At 59.6% G+C, this 18,189-nt stretch carries 17 protein-coding genes, 1 other RNA gene and 1 pseudogene; 13 read left to right on the top strand and 6 right to left on the bottom strand.

Features of this window, described 5'->3' with window-relative positions; translation table 11 throughout:
• Positions 1 to 32 precede the first annotated feature (32 nt).
• On the top strand, positions 33 to 461 hold the full coding sequence (locus ACM1ZW_RS03205; protein WP_017340635.1) for a DNA polymerase III subunit chi: 429 nt from the start codon (positions 33 to 35) through the stop codon (positions 459 to 461).
• Between the two features lie 8 nt (positions 462 to 469).
• Complete coding sequence (locus tag ACM1ZW_RS03210) at positions 470 to 859, top strand: hypothetical protein (protein WP_017340636.1); 390 nt, start codon at positions 470 to 472, stop codon at positions 857 to 859.
• 86 nt (positions 860 to 945) lie between these two features.
• Here ACM1ZW_RS03210 and ACM1ZW_RS03215 read toward each other — a convergent pair.
• A pseudogene (locus tag ACM1ZW_RS03215) lies at positions 946 to 1,104 on the bottom strand (IS5/IS1182 family transposase); the annotation flags it as partial.
• 219 nt (positions 1,105 to 1,323) lie between these two features.
• Between ACM1ZW_RS03215 and ssrA the strand changes: the two are divergent.
• From ssrA to rlmF, 3 genes are all read left to right on the top strand, one after another.
• Positions 1,324 to 1,729, top strand: a transfer-messenger RNA (tmRNA) gene (ssrA, locus tag ACM1ZW_RS03220).
• A 481-nt stretch (positions 1,730 to 2,210) separates the two neighbouring features.
• Complete coding sequence (locus ACM1ZW_RS03225; protein WP_416740152.1) at positions 2,211 to 5,057, top strand: valine--tRNA ligase; 2,847 nt, start codon at positions 2,211 to 2,213, stop codon at positions 5,055 to 5,057.
• A 265-nt stretch (positions 5,058 to 5,322) separates the two neighbouring features.
• A complete protein-coding gene (gene rlmF, locus ACM1ZW_RS03230; RefSeq protein WP_414880555.1) occupies positions 5,323 to 6,345 on the top strand; it encodes a 23S rRNA (adenine(1618)-N(6))-methyltransferase RlmF in 1,023 nt (340 codons plus the stop codon).
• 135 nt (positions 6,346 to 6,480) lie between these two features.
• Here the strand turns inward: rlmF and ACM1ZW_RS03235 are convergent, their stop codons facing one another.
• Positions 6,481 to 6,762: an HU family DNA-binding protein gene (locus ACM1ZW_RS03235; protein WP_007905514.1), complete on the bottom strand. Its 282-nt coding sequence runs from the start codon at positions 6,760 to 6,762 to the stop codon at positions 6,481 to 6,483.
• A gap of 406 nt (positions 6,763 to 7,168) precedes the next feature.
• Between ACM1ZW_RS03235 and yejK the strand changes: the two genes are divergently transcribed.
• Together yejK and ACM1ZW_RS03245 are read left to right on the top strand one after the other, a co-directional pair.
• Positions 7,169 to 8,173 (top strand): nucleoid-associated protein YejK, encoded by a 1,005-nt coding sequence (gene yejK / locus ACM1ZW_RS03240; protein ID WP_017340640.1) that lies wholly within the window; start codon positions 7,169 to 7,171, stop codon positions 8,171 to 8,173.
• A complete protein-coding gene (locus tag ACM1ZW_RS03245; protein ID WP_414884200.1) occupies positions 8,173 to 8,523 on the top strand; it encodes a glutaredoxin family protein in 351 nt (116 codons plus the stop codon). The genes yejK and ACM1ZW_RS03245 overlap by 1 nt, the downstream gene beginning before the upstream one ends.
• Positions 8,524 to 8,657: 134 nt before the next feature.
• Here the strand turns inward: ACM1ZW_RS03245 and ACM1ZW_RS03250 are convergent, their stop codons facing one another.
• From ACM1ZW_RS03250 to ACM1ZW_RS03265, 4 genes are all read right to left on the bottom strand, one after another.
• The gene (locus ACM1ZW_RS03250) at positions 8,658 to 9,593 is read right to left on the bottom strand and encodes a glutathione S-transferase family protein (RefSeq protein ID WP_031319108.1); all 936 of its coding nucleotides are present in this window, start codon (positions 9,591 to 9,593) and stop codon (positions 8,658 to 8,660) included.
• Positions 9,594 to 9,681: 88 nt separating this feature from the next.
• Entirely contained in the window at positions 9,682 to 9,999 is a 318-nt protein-coding gene (locus ACM1ZW_RS03255; RefSeq protein WP_017340643.1) for a GIY-YIG nuclease family protein, read from the bottom strand.
• Between the two features lie 40 nt (positions 10,000 to 10,039).
• Positions 10,040 to 10,510 carry a nuclear transport factor 2 family protein gene (locus ACM1ZW_RS03260; RefSeq protein ID WP_416740153.1) on the bottom strand — a complete coding sequence of 157 codons (471 nt, stop codon included), beginning with the start codon at positions 10,508 to 10,510 and terminating at the stop codon, positions 10,040 to 10,042.
• Between the two features lie 115 nt (positions 10,511 to 10,625).
• A complete protein-coding gene (locus ACM1ZW_RS03265; RefSeq protein ID WP_416740154.1) occupies positions 10,626 to 11,258 on the bottom strand; it encodes a response regulator in 633 nt (210 codons plus the stop codon).
• 352 nt (positions 11,259 to 11,610) lie between these two features.
• Between ACM1ZW_RS03265 and ACM1ZW_RS03270 the strand changes: the two genes are divergently transcribed.
• The 6 genes from ACM1ZW_RS03270 to ACM1ZW_RS03295 all read left to right on the top strand — a co-directional run bounded on the left by ACM1ZW_RS03270 (position 11,611) and on the right by ACM1ZW_RS03295 (position 18,126).
• A complete protein-coding gene (locus tag ACM1ZW_RS03270) occupies positions 11,611 to 12,240 on the top strand; it encodes a DUF1120 domain-containing protein (protein WP_414884199.1) in 630 nt (209 codons plus the stop codon).
• Positions 12,241 to 12,306: 66 nt separating this feature from the next.
• Positions 12,307 to 12,927 (top strand): DUF1120 domain-containing protein, encoded by a 621-nt coding sequence (locus ACM1ZW_RS03275; RefSeq protein WP_414884198.1) that lies wholly within the window; start codon positions 12,307 to 12,309, stop codon positions 12,925 to 12,927.
• Between the two features lie 49 nt (positions 12,928 to 12,976).
• Positions 12,977 to 13,693 (top strand): fimbria/pilus chaperone family protein, encoded by a 717-nt coding sequence (locus ACM1ZW_RS03280; protein ID WP_017340648.1) that lies wholly within the window; start codon positions 12,977 to 12,979, stop codon positions 13,691 to 13,693.
• 111 nt (positions 13,694 to 13,804) lie between these two features.
• Positions 13,805 to 16,270: a fimbria/pilus outer membrane usher protein gene (locus ACM1ZW_RS03285; RefSeq protein ID WP_416740155.1), complete on the top strand. Its 2,466-nt coding sequence runs from the start codon at positions 13,805 to 13,807 to the stop codon at positions 16,268 to 16,270.
• Between the two features lie 10 nt (positions 16,271 to 16,280).
• Positions 16,281 to 17,423: a DUF1120 domain-containing protein gene (locus ACM1ZW_RS03290; RefSeq protein ID WP_416740156.1), complete on the top strand. Its 1,143-nt coding sequence runs from the start codon at positions 16,281 to 16,283 to the stop codon at positions 17,421 to 17,423.
• 82 nt (positions 17,424 to 17,505) lie between these two features.
• A complete protein-coding gene (locus ACM1ZW_RS03295) occupies positions 17,506 to 18,126 on the top strand; it encodes a DUF1120 domain-containing protein (RefSeq protein ID WP_414880551.1) in 621 nt (206 codons plus the stop codon).
• Positions 18,127 to 18,189: the final 63 nt, after the last annotated feature.

Consider the following 18,189-nt stretch of genomic DNA (forward strand, 5'->3'; position numbering starts at 1 on the left):
CGAGTGACGCCGCTCCAGGCTCAGGAACCGCAATGACCAAAGTCGACTTCTATATCCTGCCCAGTGCCGATCCTTCGGCGCGACTGGATTTCGCCTGCAAGCTCACCGAAAAAGCCTGGCGCATGGGACATCGCATCTACCTGCATTGCAGCGATGTCGCCCAGCGCGACGATCTCGATGCGCGCCTGTGGGCCTTCAAGGGCGAAAGCTTCGTGCCCCACGGCCCCGCCGAAAGCGAGCCCGACGGTTTGATTGTGCTCGGACTTGGCGATGACTGCGGTCAGCATCAGGATTTGCTGGTCAACCTTGACCTGAAAGTCCCGGCCTTCGCCAAACAGTTCGCCCGCGTGGCGGAAGTGGTGGTCGAAGATCCGACGATTCGTGCCGCGGCGCGGGAGAGTTTCCGTTTCTACCGCGAACAGGGCTATCCTCTGCAAGATCACCGTTTACAGCGACTCTGAGCATTCCGATGGACACTCCAAAACCGCTGCAAAAGTCCGCGCACCTGCTGGACGACCTCGAGTCGATCCGCCAGTTGCTCGGCGATGACAACCTGCAACCACCTCTGCTGACCGACACGGTCGAGGACGGAGACCAGGAACAGATTCCGATGTTGTTCGACACGGTCAGCGCGTCTCAGCCGACCGTAGAACCGACTCCACCCGCCGCTGCCACCTCGCCGGCAGCCGCCCCCGGCAAGAACCCCGACGACCTGCTGCACCTGGACAGCGAACTGCGTGCCGCCGCGCAATTGATCATGCAAGACGTGATCGACGACTTCGCCCCGCACATCGAAACCGAAATCAAACGCCGCCTCAGCGCGCGTCTGGAACGGTTGTTGAGCCAATACAACGACTGAGCCACCTGCGGGAGATTCTATATTTGCCCCCCAAATATAGAATCTGGCTCCCGGCATTGGCACTCCTGATCGCGCACGATTGGGGGGATCCACAAAATTCCGCTTGCCAGTTCGCCTTTTTCCAATAGGCGACTGAAGTTGAGTACTGTCGCTTCATCGAAAATCCCGATCCAGATGCAAACCCGAGAACGGACGCAAATCGTGGTTTCGTAAAACGCATCTTCCACTGCCGGATCGCTGCAGCCCGAATAAAGGCGGACACTCCACCAATTCTGGACGTTTCTTTCAGCATTTCCCCTTTGGAAAATAACGTTCCATACAACAATTCGAATTAGTAGCTTAGTTCCCCCGTCAATTACCGCATCCGCCAACTAAATACTGTCAAAAACCGCTCAACAGCCAACAAATAAATCTGTTGATTATTCAACTAAGCCTTCTTATATTTGCCCTGCCTTAGCGCACTTGGGGTCGATCAGGATTCGACGTCGGTAACAAAACTCTAGGGGCATGCCGAGTGGGTAACAGCACTCGTAAATCCACTGTTGCATACTTGATAGTTGCCAAACTTGCCAACTACGGTGCTCCTGCAGTGAACGATTCCTTCTTCAAGGAAAAGCTCTACGCTTAAGCACTTCTGGCTGCCTCGGCGCCAGCAATCACAAGGGGATTTCTGTAAACCCGACCTGATTGTCATACAGAACAGAATCGCCGCGTAGTGTGCTGTGGACGTAACGGCTAAATATTACACAGCTCGCCCTTAGCACCCTGCCCCTCGGGCGGCGACGGGTTAACTCAATTGAACGGGCTAAGCATGTAGAACCGACAGCGGAGTACTGGCGGACGGGGGTTCAAATCCCCCCGACTCCACCAAATGAAGTCAACACTTCACCCGTTTGCTGACAAATGTCATTGGCAGCGAAAAAGGTCATCTGGAGAGGTGACCGCCAGGTCGTCAGAAGTGATGACCGATTTAAAGCCATCCCTAGGGGTGGCTTTTTTTTTGGTTTTTTTACCGTACTCAAGAGACAACAAAAATAAGTAAGCCAATTTGATTGATGCTCTTTTACAAGCAAACACATTAACCAAAAGACATACTTATGCTCTATACAATCAACTACTTTTCTGGAGGGATGGTCTACCGTCTCGATCAAGCCTGATGGCGAACGCCAGGGTCCCCTCTGAAACCCGGAGCTATCTGCCTCCTTTCCAGTGGTTGACGCCAAAAGGACGTTCCGACAAATCCCGTCGCCCAAATCACCCTGCGCCTGTCTACCCCCGCTCGCCCTGTGCCCCATGCCCCGCTATACTCGTCGGCTTTTCCTGAATTAATGCCAATAGGGTCCCGCCGCGCATGGATAAGACCTACCAGCCGCACGCCATTGAAACTTCCTGGTACAACACCTGGGAGTCAGAGAATTACTTCGCCCCGCAAGGCGCGGGCGAGTCCTACACCATCATGATCCCGCCGCCGAACGTCACCGGCAGCCTGCACATGGGTCACGGCTTCAACAACGCGATCATGGACGCCCTGATCCGTTTCCGCCGCATGCAGGGTCGTAATACCCTGTGGCAGCCGGGTACCGACCACGCCGGTATCGCCACGCAAATGCTGGTGGAACGCCAACTCGAAGCCCAAGGCCAGAATCGTCACGACCTGGGCCGTGAGAAATTCCTCGAGAAAGTCTGGGAATGGAAGGATCAGTCCGGCGGCAACATCAGCCGTCAGATCCGCCGCCTCGGCTCGTCCGTGGATTGGGGTCGCGAGCGCTTCACCATGGACGACGGCCTCTCGGAAGCCGTTAAAGAAGCCTTCGTACGTCTGCACGAAGACGGCCTGATCTATCGCGGCAAGCGCCTGGTCAACTGGGACACCAAGTTGCACACGGCGATTTCCGACCTCGAAGTGGAAAACCACGACGAGAAAGGTTTTCTGTGGAACCTGAAGTACCCGCTGGCCGACGGCGTGAAGACCGCTGAAGGCAATGACTACCTGATCGTCGCGACCACTCGCCCGGAAACCATGCTCGGCGACGCCGCCGTGGCCGTTAACCCGAACGATGAACGCTACAAAGCCTTGATCGGCAAATTTGTCGAGCTGCCGCTGGTCCGCCGCCGCATCCCGATCATCGCCGACGATTACTGCGATCCGGAATTCGGCACCGGCTGCGTGAAAATCACCCCGGCCCACGATTTCAACGACTATGAAGTCGGCAAGCGCCACAACCTGCCGCTGCTGAACATCTTCGACAAGAACGCCGCCGTACTGCCGGCCTGTCAGGTGTTCAACCTCGACGGCACGCTGAACGAAAGCATCGACGGCAAGATCCCGGCCGAATACGTCGGCCTCGACCGCTTCGAAGCGCGCAAGCAAATCGTTGCGGCGTTCGATGCGGCCGGCCTGCTGGTCAGCGTCAACGATCACGCGCTGAAAGTGCCGAAAGGCGACCGTTCCGGCACCATCATCGAGCCGTGGCTGACCGACCAGTGGTACGTGTCCACCAAGCCGTTGGCCGAGCCTGCAATTGCCGCCGTTGAAGACGGCCGTATCCAGTTCGTGCCCAAGCAATACGAAAACATGTACTTCTCGTGGATGCGCGACATCCAGGACTGGTGCATCAGCCGCCAGCTGTGGTGGGGCCACCGGATTCCGGCCTGGTACGACGAGTCGGGCAAGGTCTACGTCGGTCGCGATGAAGCCGAGGTGCGGGCCAAGAACAACCTCGGCCCGGACGTTGCGCTGCAACAGGACAACGACGTTCTCGACACCTGGTTCAGTTCGGGCCTGTGGACGTTCTCCACGCTCGGCTGGCCTGAGCAGACCGAATTCCTTAAGAAATTCCACTCCACCGACGTGCTGGTGACCGGTTTCGACATCATTTTCTTCTGGGTTGCCCGGATGATCATGCTCACCATGCATTTGGTGAAAAACGAAGACGGCACACCGCAGGTTCCGTTCAAGACCGTTTATGTGCACGGTCTGGTGCGAGATGGCCAGGGCCAGAAGATGTCCAAGTCCAAGGGTAACGTCCTTGACCCGCTGGACATCATCGACGGTATCGAGCTGGAAGATCTGGTGCAGAAACGCACCTCCGGCATGATGCAGCCGAAACTGGCGAAGAAGATCGAGAAGCAGACCCGCGAGGAGTTCGCCGACGGCATCGCCAGCTACGGCACCGACGCCCTGCGTTTCACCTTCTGCTCGCTGGCGTCCACCGGTCGCGACATCAAGTTCGACATGGGCCGCGTCGAAGGCTATCGCAACTTCTGCAACAAGATCTGGAACGCCGCGCGCTACGTGCTCGACAAGGGCGAAGACTGCGGCCAGAACGGCGAAGCCTACGAGCTGTCGCTGGCGGATCGCTGGATCATCTCGCAGCTGCAACGCACCGAAGCCGAAGTGACTCGTCAACTCGACCAGTTCCGCTTCGACCTCGCGGCACAAGCCTTGTACGAGTTCATCTGGAACCAGTATTGCGACTGGTACCTGGAACTGTCCAAGCCTGTACTGTGGGACGAAAACGCGCCGGTTGAACGTCAGCGCGGCACACGTCGCACGCTGGTTCGAGTGCTGGAAGTTGCCCTGCGTCTGGCGCACCCATTCATGCCGTTCATCACCGAAGAGATCTGGCAGCGCATCGCGCCGCTGGCCGGTATCGAAGGCAAGACGATCATGCTGCAGCCTTGGCCAGTGGCCAATGAAGAGCGCATCGATCCGGCGGCCGAGAACGATATCGAATGGCTCAAGGAACTGATGCTCGGCACGCGCAACATCCGTGGCGAAATGAACATCGGGCCAGGCAAGCCGCTGAACCTGTTCCTGAAAAACGTCAGCGCCGAAGATCAGCGCCGCCTCACCGAAAACGAAGCCCTGTTGAAAAAACTGGCGCGCCTCGAATCGATCACCGTGTTGGCTGCCGGCGAAGAAGCACCGCTGTCCGCCACCGCGCTGGTGGGTGAGATGGAAGTGCTGGTGCCGATGGCCGGCCTGATCGACAAGGACGCCGAACTGGCACGTCTGGACAAGGAAATCCTGCGTCTGCAGGGCGAAGTCCAGCGCGTGGGCGGCAAGCTGTCCAACGCCGGTTTCGTCGACAAGGCCCCGGCCGAAGTCATCGAGAAGGAACGCGCCAAGCTGGCTGAAGCCGAACAGGCTTTGGGCAAGCTGGCCGAGCAGCACGCGCGGATTGCCAGTTTGTAACGGCAGATCGCAATGGAAGAGGGAGGCCCGAGTGGCCTCCCTTTTTTGTGCCTGCTCCGTTATTCCATGCATCGAAAATCCCCTGTGGGAGCAGCCTGCTCGCGAAAGCGAGTTGTCATTCAACATTGATGCTGGCTGACACGGCCTCTTCGCAAGCAGGCTCGCTCCCACAGGGGTATGGCGCTGTTATTCACAATTGCGTTCACAACAGCTGGATGTGGGACAATACCCGCCACTTTTAGCCATACCCGAATCGACCACGCCCATGACTGCCCCCCGCACACCCCGCCCTGCGCGCAAGAAGCCTGACTCCGCCACCCCGGCCAAAACCGTGGAACCGCGTGAAAAGGCCAGCCTGCACCCGCGCAATCGCCATCAAGGTCGTTACGACTTCCCGGCGCTGATCAAAACCACGCCGGAACTGGCGAAGTTCGTGATCATCAATCCGTATGGCAAGGAAAGCATCGACTTCGCCAGCCCGGACGCGGTGCGGGTGTTCAACCGGGCGCTGCTCAAGTCGTTCTATGGCATTGCTCACTGGGACATTCCGGCGGATTACCTCTGCCCGCCGGTGCCGGGCCGTGCCGATTACGTGCATTTCCTGGCCGACCTGCTGGCCAGCGTCAACGACGGCGAAATCCCGCGTGGCGCGCCGGTCAAGGTGCTCGATATCGGCATGGGCGCCAACTGCGTCTACCCGTTGATCGGCTACAGCGACTACCGCTGGCACTTCCTCGGCTCGGAAATCGACCCGACGGCCGTGGCTGCCGCCAAAGCCATCGTCCAGTCCAACGGGCTGAACAAGGCCATCCAATTACGCCAGCAGACTAACCCCAAGCACATTCTGCTGGGCTTGCTCGAACCCGGCGAACGTTTCGACCTGACCATGTGCAACCCGCCGTTCCACGCCTCGATGGACGAAGCGACCAAAGGCAGCGAGCGCAAATGGCGTGCACTGGGCCGCGCCGACCCGAAACGCAAACTGCCGGTGTTGAACTTCGGCGGGCAATCGGCGGAATTGTGGTGTGAAGGCGGCGAAGCGCGTTTTGTGACGCAACTGATCGCCGAGAGCGCGCATTTCCAGCACAAAGTGCTGTGGTTCAGCACCCTGGTCTCGAAAGCCTCGAACCTTCCGGCGATTCAGACGGCGCTTAAAAAGGCCGGCGTGCTGGAAAGCCAGGTCGTGGAAATGTCCCAGGGCCAGAAGCAAAGCCGCTTCGTTGCCTGGACCTTCCAGACCAAATCCGAACAGCAGGTGTGGCGCGAGCGCTGGATAAAGAAAAGCTAACTGAATACTCCAGCCCTGTGATGAACCTGTGGGAGCGAAGCCCGCCCCCACAGGGATCTGCGGTGTTTGAAGAATTCAAGGCACAAAAAAACCGTGCCCGGATCGCTCCGGAGCACGGCTTTTTTTTACTGCGTCTTACTTGTTAACAGCGTCGGTCAGGCCTTTGGCCACAACCAGCTTGATAACTTTCTTGGCAGCGATTTCGATGGCAGCGCCAGTCGAAGGGTTGCGGCCGGTACGGGCAGGACGCTCAGTCACTTTCAGTTTGCCGATACCTGGCAGAGTGATTTCGCCGCCGTTTTCCAGCTGATCGGCAACGATTTGGCCCAGTTGGTCCAGAGCGTTACGCGCGGTGGTTTTTGGCGCGTCGATAGCTTCAGCGATGTCGGCGATCAGTTGGTCTTTAGTAAGAGCCATGTAGTGTTCCTTCCCTATCAAATTCATATGGATTGCAGAGTGCAGTGTCAGCCATCGAGCCCGATCTTCTGGATCTGGCACCCTCGGCCAATAACCACGGGATCGGGGTTATAGATACCGAAATCAGGGTTTGGTTCGACCTGACAAATGCTGAATGCACGCTTAACGCAGTGACTTCGCGTAAGACGGGGCAAAACTAGCACAGAGACGGGGAAATATCCGCCTCTAGCTACCCATTTGGTCAGCTTTATTGCTCTAAAACAGGAAAAAAACGCACAAGGCCCGCCAGACGACTGCGAATTGTCGTTCGCACCGCGCCAAAACCAGTGGTTGCGGTACACTTGGCACTTTTTCGGGAGCCTGCCCTGCTCTCTCCAACCAGCCGCTTCAAACAGCCGAGAAGCCCATGCCGATCCGTCATTGCATCGTCCACCTGATCGACAAAAAACCCGACGGCACGCCCGCAGTTCTCCACGCTCGTGATTCGGAACTGGCCGAGTCCAGCGCCATCGAGAACATGCTTGCCGACCTCAACGAGAGCTACAACGCCAAGCAAGGCAAGGCCTGGGGTTTTTTCCATGCCGAGTCCGGGGCGCATCCGTTCAGCGGCTGGCTGAAGGAATACCTCGACGGTGGCAAGGATTTCACGGCGTTCAGCCGTGTGGCGGTGGAACACCTGCAAAAGCTGATGGAAGAATCGAACCTCTCTGTGGGCGGCCACGTGCTGTTTGCGCATTACCAGCAGGGCATGACCGATTACCTGGCGATCGCGCTGCTGCACCACAGTGAAGGCGTTGCAGTGACCGATCAGCTGGACGTGACACCGTCCCGCCACCTCGACCTGGGGCAATTGCACCTGGCGGCGCGGATCAACATCTCCGAGTGGCAGAACAACAAGCAGTCCAAGCAGTACATTTCGTTCATCAAAGGCAAGAACGGGAAAAAGGTTTCGGAGTACTTCCGCGACTTCATCGGCTGTCAGGAAGGGGTCGACGGCCCGGGCGAAACCCGCACTCTGCTCAAGGCCTTCAGCGATTTCGTCGAAAGCGAAGACCTGCCGGAAGAGTCCGCCCGCGAGAAAACCAAGACCCTGGTGGACTACGCCAGCAGCCAGGCCAAAATGGGCGAGCCCATGGGCCTCGAAGAGCTGTCGGAGCTGATCGACGAAGAACGCCCGAAGGCTTTCTACGATCACATTCGCAACAAGGACTACGGCCTGTCGCCCGAGATTCCGGCGGATAAACGCACCCTGAACCAGTTCCGCCGCTTCACTGGCCGCGCCGAAGGCTTGTCGATCAGCTTCGAAGCGCACCTGCTGGGCTCGAAGATCGAATACGACGAAGAAGCCGGCACGCTGATCATCAAAGGCCTGCCCACCCAGCTGACTGACCAGCTCAAGCGACGCAACTGATGCTCGGCAGCGTACTGAAGAAATTCCTGCTGATCCTGCTGGTGGTCGTGGTCTATCAGAACTGGGGCAAGATCGAGCGGGTGTTCACCCCCTCGCAGGTGGTATCGGAGCAAACACAGGCAAAGGCCAGTGTCGTGCTCTACGCCACCGAGTGGTGTGGTTACTGCAAACTGACCCGGCGCTTTCTTGACCAGAAAGGTATTCCATACAGGGAGTTCGACATCGAGAAAGATGCCGAGGCGCGCAAGGCTTATGAAGCGCTGGGTGGCGGTGGGATTCCGATCATCGATGTGAACGGGACGTTGATTCGCGGGTATGACCCGGATGCAATCCTGGCAGCCCTCAAATAACCCGACTGCCCTCACCAAATCCCCTGTGGCGAGGGCGCTTGCTCCCGCTTGAGTGCGCAGCGCTTACAAAATAGTTGGGCCTGCTGCGCAGTCCTGCGGGAGCAAGCGCCCTCGCCACAGGTGTGTGTGGTTTATCAGCTTTTTTCGATGCTGAACCCAAACCGCGGAAAGTGCACATGCACCACGCCGCCACGTTCGTCTTCACGACGCAGAATCAATTCTTCCCTGCCCGCAAACAACAACTCCCCGGCCACCGGATCAACGCCATAATCGGTCGCGGCGATGACCACCTGCTGACCCGCCTCAAAACCATTCGGTTCATCAAACTGCTCATCCGGCAACGCGGCCGGTGTCGCATTGCGCGCCACGTCCAGCGCCTCTTCGGACGTCATTTCGCTGGACGCGCCATGACCGAAGCCCATCACCCGTCCCAACCACGCGGAAACCGCCGGATAAGCATCGACCAACGGCGCGGTCACCGGCGTAGCCTTGAGGAACCACAGACAATGAGCCAGGGCAAAGTCGGCAATCGATGGCTCGCCTAACAGGAAATCACCCTGCTCGCGCTGAAGCTGTTGCTCCAGGCGCCCCATGATCGTCGGCCATTGATGCCGGGCTTGCTCAGCGGACAACCGGGTAGCGCTGCCACCGCTAAACAGACCGGCGCGATCGGCGATGAACGCCTTGATCGCTTCCGGTGGCATATTGCCGAAGCGCACGGCAATCGATTCCGGTTGAAACACCAGGCTGACCGCATGCTGGAACACCACCGAATCGGCCCAGGCGGCGAAGGTCGCCGCGATCATTTCCTGACCTTCCGGGAAGAACGCCGGCAGGGCTTTTTCCTGCTCCAGACGACGGGCGATCAGCGCGGTGTCGCAATAAATATCAGCGCCAATCTGCAACACCGGGGTCTTGCGATAGCCGCCAGTCAGGGCCGTCAGATCAGGCTTCGGCATCACCGGCGAAATGTTCACCGAGCGCCAGGACAACCCCTTGAAGCCCAGCAGCAAGCGGGCCTTTTCGGCGAAAAGGGACGTCGGGTAATGATGAAGAATCAACTCTGACATGCTCGGCTCCGCCGCACGGAAAATGAAGCCGCAGCTTAACGCGCATTCAGCGAGCATCCCACCCATCCGCCTGATGGGAACTTATCACTCAGATTGATAAGCCGGCAGCAAACGTCGCCACCAGGCATTCCTTGGCGCTTTTCTTGAGTTTTTTGATCAGCCGCTCCTGGCGCAGCGCTTCGCTTTTATCGCGACAGACTTCGGTATAGACCAACGCCACGGCCGGACTGGAAAGGAAAAATCGCGCGCCTTTGCCGCTCTGGTGAGTGGCAAAGCGGCGGACGGGATCGTCGCTGATCCCGCAATAGAGCGAACCATTCTCCGCACGAACGAGGTAGACAAACCAGGGTTTGCTGACGGGCAGCGGTTCGGCGGCAAGAACGGAAGATTCGCTCGGGTTGTTCACGTGACGATCAAGGCTTGAAAGGAAACAAGCCGCGATCTTATCAGCGACTGGCCTGAAATGCCTTCAGCCCCTTCAACGCCTGAGCGCGAACGGCGTTTCTCACCAAAGGCGTCCAGCCCAGCAGCAGGCCCTTGAACCCCAGCGCCTGACGCGACCAGGTCCACAGATCGAAACTGTCGTGATGCTCGCAGATCTTGCCGTCGCGAAACACAAAGCGTGCCTGAATGTCGTTGACCACGGTGTTGCCGGTCTGGCTGAACAGGTACGTCGCCACCCAATGCGCACCGCCGGTGCGTTCATCGCTGCGCACGTTGTCGAAGGTCAGGGAAAAATCCTTGGCCCGAGTGGTGAGCATGCGCCACATGTCGCCCGCGTCGCGCCCGCGCAATTCGCCGAACGCCGGGTCACTGAACACCACGTCATCGGTGTAGCAGGCGCTCATGGTTTCGGCATCGAGGCGCTGGAAGGCCTCGTAGAACCGGGTGATCAAGGCGTTGTGGGCATCACTCATGGACAGGCTCCCTGGTTTGAAAAACGAGTTTCGTAGAATGGCCTGCACGATAGTCAACTAATGACCGGAACACTACCGGCATTCGTGGCGCAAATACCCTCTGGTGTGCCCAAGCCTAATGCACCATGCCACTCTCACGGGCATAGGCAAACAGGTCCACATCCGTAGAAATACCCAGACGCTGCATGGCCATGCTTTTCTGTTTGCTGATGGTGGAAACGCTGCGTTTGAAGTAGCCGGCGATTTCACTGACGGTCATGCCGCTGGCGAGCATTCTGACCACTTCGTGCTCTTTTGCGGAAAGCACGGCGGAACTCGACTGAGCCAGAGCGTCCGCCTGAAGCAGCGCCGTGCGCAATGACTCGCTGATATAACGGCGCCCTTCACCCACCGATTTGATCGCCAGAGGCAACTCCTTTGCCGACGCGCCTTTGTCGATGATCGCCACCACGCCTTGTGCGAACGCCGCCCTCAGCGTGGTGACGTTGGTAAACATCGTGACCAGAATGATCGGCGTTGTCGGGTAGCCACGTCGCAAGCGGCTTAGCATCTGCAGCCCGTCGGCCTGCAGGTTGCCCGGCATGCAAAAGTCGGTGATCAACAGATCACAAGGCGTCGTGCACAGTAGACTCGACAGACTGTCGGGCCCCTCCGCCTCCCCGACCACCACACATGTTCGGTTCAGATCGACGAGCATCCGCAAGCCGATACGAACGACCGGATGGTCGTCAGCAATGATTACGCGCATTGTCGGATTTATCCTGTTTGGTGACTGGAATGCGCGAAAAATAGCGCCGTCCGGGTCCTACCACAACGCCCTTTTCCGAGCGAAAAGCCACCTCACCCAATGTAACCGGGGGCCTGTTCTTTCTCCTATGAAACAAAAAGAACCGCCCTACATTTGCAAGCTACATCGGCGACACAGAAGGACTACAGACAACGCTACGCAGCAGGGCGATTTTTAACCCGCAGCACTCTTTCATACACCGGCCCCTCCGTTTTCGTATTAGTTGCATTCCGCCTGGCAACCTCGACCGATAGATTGCGCCCTGCCCACTCAGGGCAACTCCAAACCATCGTTCATCAAGGAAGAGCCATATATGAACAAGCGTTTACCCCTTCTGACCGCTGCCTTGCTGCTGACCGTTTCCTCATCCGCCTTTGCTGCCTCCAGCACGGACCTGACCGTGAAAGGTCTGATCACTCCGAATGCATGCACGCCAGTACTGGCCGGGGGCGGCATCGCCGATCACGGCAAGTTTTCCGTACAAGACCTCAATCCCGACAAACACACTTACTTGCCTGAAATAATCATGCAAATGACAGTGAACTGCGATGCGGCTACGCCGTTTGCCATAAACCCGATTGATAACCGTGCAGGCACAAGCACTGCGGGCAATTACTTTGGCCTGGGGCTGATCAATACCCACGAAAAGCTGGGCCACTTTCGCGTTGTTCCGCGCAATGTGATGGCGGACGGCACCCACGCTCAAGCCATTCTCTCCACTGATGGTGGCGAGACCTGGCTTAAGGAAGGGTCTGCGGCATTCTGGGGGGCCAACAACATCTGGAGTGTCGGTGCTCCGGGTGCCGTCATTGCTCCCATCGCGATGAAGGAGTTGAACCTTGATCTCCATGTGCGTACCGGCATCGCCCCCGCCAACAGCCTGACCCTGACCGACGAAGTCACACTCGACGGCTCCGCAACCCTCCAGATCAAGTACCTGTAACCCTCCGTCATCAACGAGCAACGCCTGGCACACAGCGTTGCCCGCTCACTCAAAGGACGACCCATCATGGAAAGATGCTCCCTCGCTCTATTGGTGCCGCTGTTGATCGCCTGCGCCCCCGCGGCCTTCGCCGCCAGCAGCGCCGACCTGAGTGTCACCGGCCTGATCACCCCGAGCGCCTGCACACCCAGCCTGTCCGGCGGAGGCATCGTCAACCACGGCAAAGTCACGGTGAAAGACCTGAGACCGGACCAGCCCACAGCCCTGGACAACGGCACGCTGTACCTGGAGGTGAATTGCGATGGCGCCACGCCGTTTACCCTGACGACGATCGACAACCGCGAAGGCACTTCCGCCATCCACCCCAATAGTCACGGGCTGGGGGCCATCAACGACGACCAGAACCTGGGTAGCGTTGCACTGGGCCTGTTCGATACGGTGGCCGATGGGGTCGCGGTAAAACCCATCATTTCCCTCAACAACGGTGCCACCTGGCGAGTGTCCTCCTACCTGGGGCATGCCGGCCGGACCGGGTTCGCGGCGCTTAGCGACCTGAGCACCCCGATTGCCATCAAGGATTTACGCGCACGGCTTACGGCGTTCACCACCATCGTTCGCGCGAACGACCTGACGCTGACCGACGAAATCCCCATCGACGGGCACGTCACTGTGCAACTGAATTACTGATCGGCCGGTGTTTCCGGCTCCATTTTTCGAACATTCAACGAGACACGTCATGACGATGTTTTCCAAAGTCACCCGTCATCTGTTCCATTCCGGCCTCGGCGCATTTGCGCTGCTGCTGACCGCACACGCTCAGGCCGACGGCATGGTGCCGAACACCTCGGTGGTTATCGTCAACGAGGCTGACGGCGAAGCGTCCGTGTCCGTGACCAACACCGATGCCAACCTGGCGTTGATGCACGTCACCCTCGAAGACATTGCCGAAGACAGCGAATCGCTGGTGTTCGTGACGCCACCGCTGGCGCGCGTCGAAGCGGGCAAAACTCAATTGGTGCGGTTCATTCTGCAGTCGGAAAAACCTTTGCTGACCCAGCGTTTGAAACGGGTGATCTTCGAAGGCATACCCCAGGGCAAAGCACCCGCCGAGGCGGGTCAGGCGCGGGTCGGCGTGACGGTGCGGCAGAATTTGCCGGTGATCCTGCACCCCAAAGGCCTGGCGCCCAATCGCACGCCATGGACCGACCTGCAATGGTCGCTGAAGGACGGTCAACTGACCGTGCGCAATGACACGCCGTATGTGGTCCGTCTGGGCCAGGAAGTGCAATTGTTGCCGGCGGCGAGCAACGCGATGTTGCCGAAAACCTACGTGCTTCCCGGTGAGCACATCAGCATCAAGGTGCCCGAAGGCGCCGCCACACAAGTGCGTTTTCAACCGGCGACGGTTTATGGCTTCGCGGTGCCGCATTACGAGGCGCCGATCCAGTCCTGACAGCGCCATGAAGAAACCGTAAGCGCCAATGTTTTCAAGGCGACGGCTCAATGGCCGTTGCCCCTGGCGTACCTGTAATCCCGGTACGCCGCAATAACCCAAGTGAACCCGATGACCACAGTATCCATTTACCGTGACGGCGAAGCCGTGCCCGTTATTCGGGGCCGCGCTCGCTCTCATCCATGGCGGCGGACCCCATTGGCGTTGCTGCTGAGCAATGCGCTGATGATGCTCGACGCCTACGGTGAGGTGTCGCTGCCGGCGTCGTTCGACAAAGACACGTTGCTGCAGCGCGGCATCGATCCGGCGCTGGCGACGTTACTGATGCAGGCGCCGCAGTTCACGGCCGGCCGCCACCCGGTCACGCTCACCGTCAACGGACAGCGCCACGGCCGGGTCGACGTCACGTTCGATCGCGAAGGTGCGTTGTGTTTCGATCGCACGCTGCTCGATGCGGCGAACCTTACGGTGCCTGCGCTTACGCTGGACGATAGCCAGTGCCACGATTTCCTGGGTAGCGCGCCGCAGACCGTCATCGAACCGGACCCTGCCAACCTTGCCCTGTCGTTGATCGTGCCCACCGACGCGATACGCCCCACTGCCCGGGATTTTTCCGGCTATCAAACCGGTGGTGTCGCCGGTTTGATCAATTATGACGTCACCGGTTTGCACAGCCGTTCTGGCGACAGCACCAACCGCTATGCCTCGGCCAACACCGAACTCGGCTTCAATGCCGGTGACTGGATCGTGCGCAGCCGTCAGGTACAGACCTGGCAGGACGACCTGTCCACAACGACTCATATTGCGGCGTACGCCCAGCGTACTTTCGCCAGCCAGGAAGCGGTGCTGCAGGCGGGTCAGATCAACCTCTACAACCCGGTGCTCGCCGGTGCGCAGATCACCGGTGTGCAAGTGCTGAATGAACAAGCACTGCAAGTCGAAGGGCAAAGCGCGGTCATTGAAGGGATCGCCAACAGTCAGGCCCAGGTCGAGGTCCGCCAGAACGGTTCGCTGATCCATTCCACGGTGGTGCCGGCCGGCCCGTTCGCGCTTACCAACGTGCGGCGGCTCAACACGCGCTCCGACGTGGAAGTCACGATCAAGGAAGACGATGGCAGCGAGCGCAGTTTTACCGTGCCTGCCGTGATGTTGGGAGGCAGTTTGCCTGCGCCCGGTTATTCGCTGGGCGCCGGTCAGGTGCGCAGTGTCGGTGACGCGCAGGGTGGCGATCCCTGGGTCATCAGCGGCGGCTGGAGCGGTGCGCTCACCCCGCAAGTGTTGCTCAGCGCGGGCCTGACCGGCGCCGCCGACTATCGCGCGGCGGGCGCCAGCGTCGGCCTGCTGCCCTCGCCCGTCACCCAGGTGCAAGCCACGCTGACCGGCGCGGACGCCGCTGGCAAACAAACCAGTCAGGGACTTCAGGCGGACCTGAGTGTCTCGCATCGTTTGAACGAGCAGTGGGCGCTCAATGCCGGCAGTTCTTACCGAACCTCGGGCTACCGGGAACTGGAAGAGGCGGTGCTCGCCAGCACGGCCGACCACAACCCGTCCCGTTACCGCGATCAGCAAAGCGCAGCCCTGTCGTGGTCGCATCCATGGCTCGGCGCCTTCAGCAGCGGCTTCAGCCGGTCCAGTTCGTTCGACGGCCAAAGCAACAGCCGCGCCCTCGCCTCCTGGGGCACCAGCATCGCTGGGGTATCCGTCTCTGCAACCGCCGAATGGCAGGTCAGCGGTTCGAACCGAAACGATGACAGCGTCTACTTGAACCTCAGCATTCCCCTGGGCGAGAACCGCCGGGCGCGCACCTGGGTGCGCAGTTCCGCCGGCGAATACCGCAGCGGCGTCGGCTTGAGTGAGCGGGTCAACGATCAACTGGGTTACCGGGTTGGCGTCGAACACGACACGCGCAACAAACAGGTGCAATCCACGGCCGGCGTTTCGCTGCTGCCGCGCTACACCCAGCTCGACCTCAATTACACCCGCGCCGATGCGGAACGCTCCAGCTATCAGGCCAGCGCTCGCGGCGGCGCGGTATTGCACGGCGGTGGCGTGACGCTATCGCCGTACCCGGTGAGCGACACCTTTGCGCTGCTGTCGGTGGGCGACATGGGTTCGATCAAAGTGTCGACGCCCAGCGGTCCGGTGTGGACCGACTGGCAAGGTCAGGCGGTGATCCCGCAAGTGACGGCTTACGGCAACAGCCCGGTGGAAGTCGACACCAAAACCCTGCCGCGCAACGCCGACATTCATAACGGGCTGGCGGTGATTTCGGCCGGTCGCGGCGCCGTCGACAACGTTGAATTCGGCATCACGCTGACCCGTCGTGCCTTGCTCAAGGCCACCACCGCCAACGGCGCCCCCCTGCCGCGCGGTGCCGCGGTGAACACCGAGGATGGCGAGTTCGTGACCCTGGTGCAGGACGGCGGCCTGGTGTTTTTGCCCAACGCTCTCGACCGCCGCGCACTGTGGATCAGCGCGCCGGGGCTGGAGCGTTGCGAACTGCGCTTTGAACTGCCCACCGACGCCGACGCCAATGCGTACTACGAAACCGCCCCCGCCAAGTGCCGAGCCCTCTGAGGATGATTTCATGAACCTGTCGCGCTATCTGCTGCTGACCCTCGCGCCCCTGGCACTGAGCGGATTCACGCCACTGGCCTCGGCGTCCACGGACGACTGCCAGTTCAACCTGAGCCAGCCGGTGCTTGATTACGGACTGATGAACCGGGCGATACGGCCCGATGCCGCACCGGAACGCAACCTCGGTGAACGCCGGCTCAGCCTGACCTTGAACTGTGCGCAGCCCATCGACATGAGCCTGTTCTACCGGGCGATGGCCGCGACCGCCGAACGCTTTCACTTTGCCGAACGCGGCAGCTATCAGATGCGTATTCACGATGCCGTACTCGATGGTCAATCAGTCGAGATCGGGTTGATTGCCGGGGTCGGTCAGCTGCCGACAGAAACGGCGTCGAGCCTGATCTGGCGACCGAAGCACGGGGTCGTCCCGGTGCAGGCCGGCGTGCCGGTGCAGGGTCGCAGTTTCTCGGCACAGCTTGAGCTGACGGCCTGGGTTCAAGAGCAAGGCATGCAAGTGCGTGACGCGGTGACCTGGGAGGCCTTCGGGGCGTTCGACGCCGTCGCCGCCGGACGCACCCGCGAGGTGACTTTGCGCGCCCGCTTCGCTCCCGCGGCCTGCGAGCCGGTGCTGTCCAACGGCGGCTTGGTCGACTTCGGCACCCTGTCGAACAAAGACCTGCACACCGACAAAGACACACGCCTGCCGCCCAAGTCGTTGACGTTGATGGTCGGCTGCGACGCGCCGGCGTCCTTCGCCTTGATCATGCATGACAACCGCTCGGGGTCAGCGACGCTCGACAGCGAGACCGACTACGGCCTGGGCAAGGACAGCCGCGGCAACAGGATTGGCCGTTTTTCACTGCGCGTGGACCCGGCCAACGCCAATGCCGACGGCTTCGCCCGCCTCTATCGAACCGACTCCAGCACCGCCGGCATGGCCTGGAGCACCGGCAGCCCCAGCCCGGCCGCCATCGGCAAAAGCCGCTACCTGGCGTTCACCGACAACACCGGCAGCGGCGCCGGCCCGGTGCTGATCCAGAACCTCAGCACCACGGTGACCGTCGACGCCGTCATCGCCCCCACCAACAGCCTCGACCTGAGCAGCGCCATCAATCTCGATGGCGCAGGAACGATCGAGATTATTTACCTGTAACACCCAACCCGATCCTGCTGGATCCGGGACGCACCTGAGCGTCTCGGGGCAGTCAGGGCACAACCTGAGAAGTGAGTAAACAATGATTAAAAAGTACTTTGCAGCACTCTCCGCCACGGCGCTGATTGGCGTTGCGCCTTATGCGCTGGCGGCTTCGAGCACTGATTTGACTGTCACAGGCCTGATCACGCCGAACGCTTGTACACCTTCGCTTTCCGACGGGGGAATGGTCGATGTCGGCAAGGTGCAGGTAAAAGATCTTAGTCCAACACGGTACACAACAGTCGGCAGTCAGCCGATGCAATTGACGGTTGCGTGTGATGCGCCAACTCCATTTGCAATAAACGCTATAGATAACAAAGCAGGGACATCCGCGTCCGACTTGTATTTCGGATTGGGCCTGACCAGCAATAATGAAAAAATAGGTTACTTCACGCCATTGATCCAAAGCGCTCTTGCGGACGGACAGCCTGCACACTCGATCAGATCAATTGATAACGGTGCGAGTTGGACGCGCATCTATCAGATTATTAAGAATAGCCTCACATCGACAAGCGTTGTCGGCACTCTCATTCCGATCGCCGTAAAGGATCTCACTGTGGAATTGATGGTTCAAACCGTCATTGCCCGCGCCGACAGCCTCACCTTAACCGACGATGTTGCTTTCGACGGTTCAGCCACATTTGAAATGAAGTACCTGTAAGCCGTGCTCCTTGCCCGAGGTCACGCTTCGGGCAAGGACTGATTCCGCTCACCACCCACAGCG

The sequence above is a fragment of the Pseudomonas sp. NFX71 genome (assembly GCF_048079215.1).
In the GTDB taxonomy this organism is placed as follows: domain Bacteria; phylum Pseudomonadota; class Gammaproteobacteria; order Pseudomonadales; family Pseudomonadaceae; genus Aquipseudomonas; species Aquipseudomonas fluorescens_B.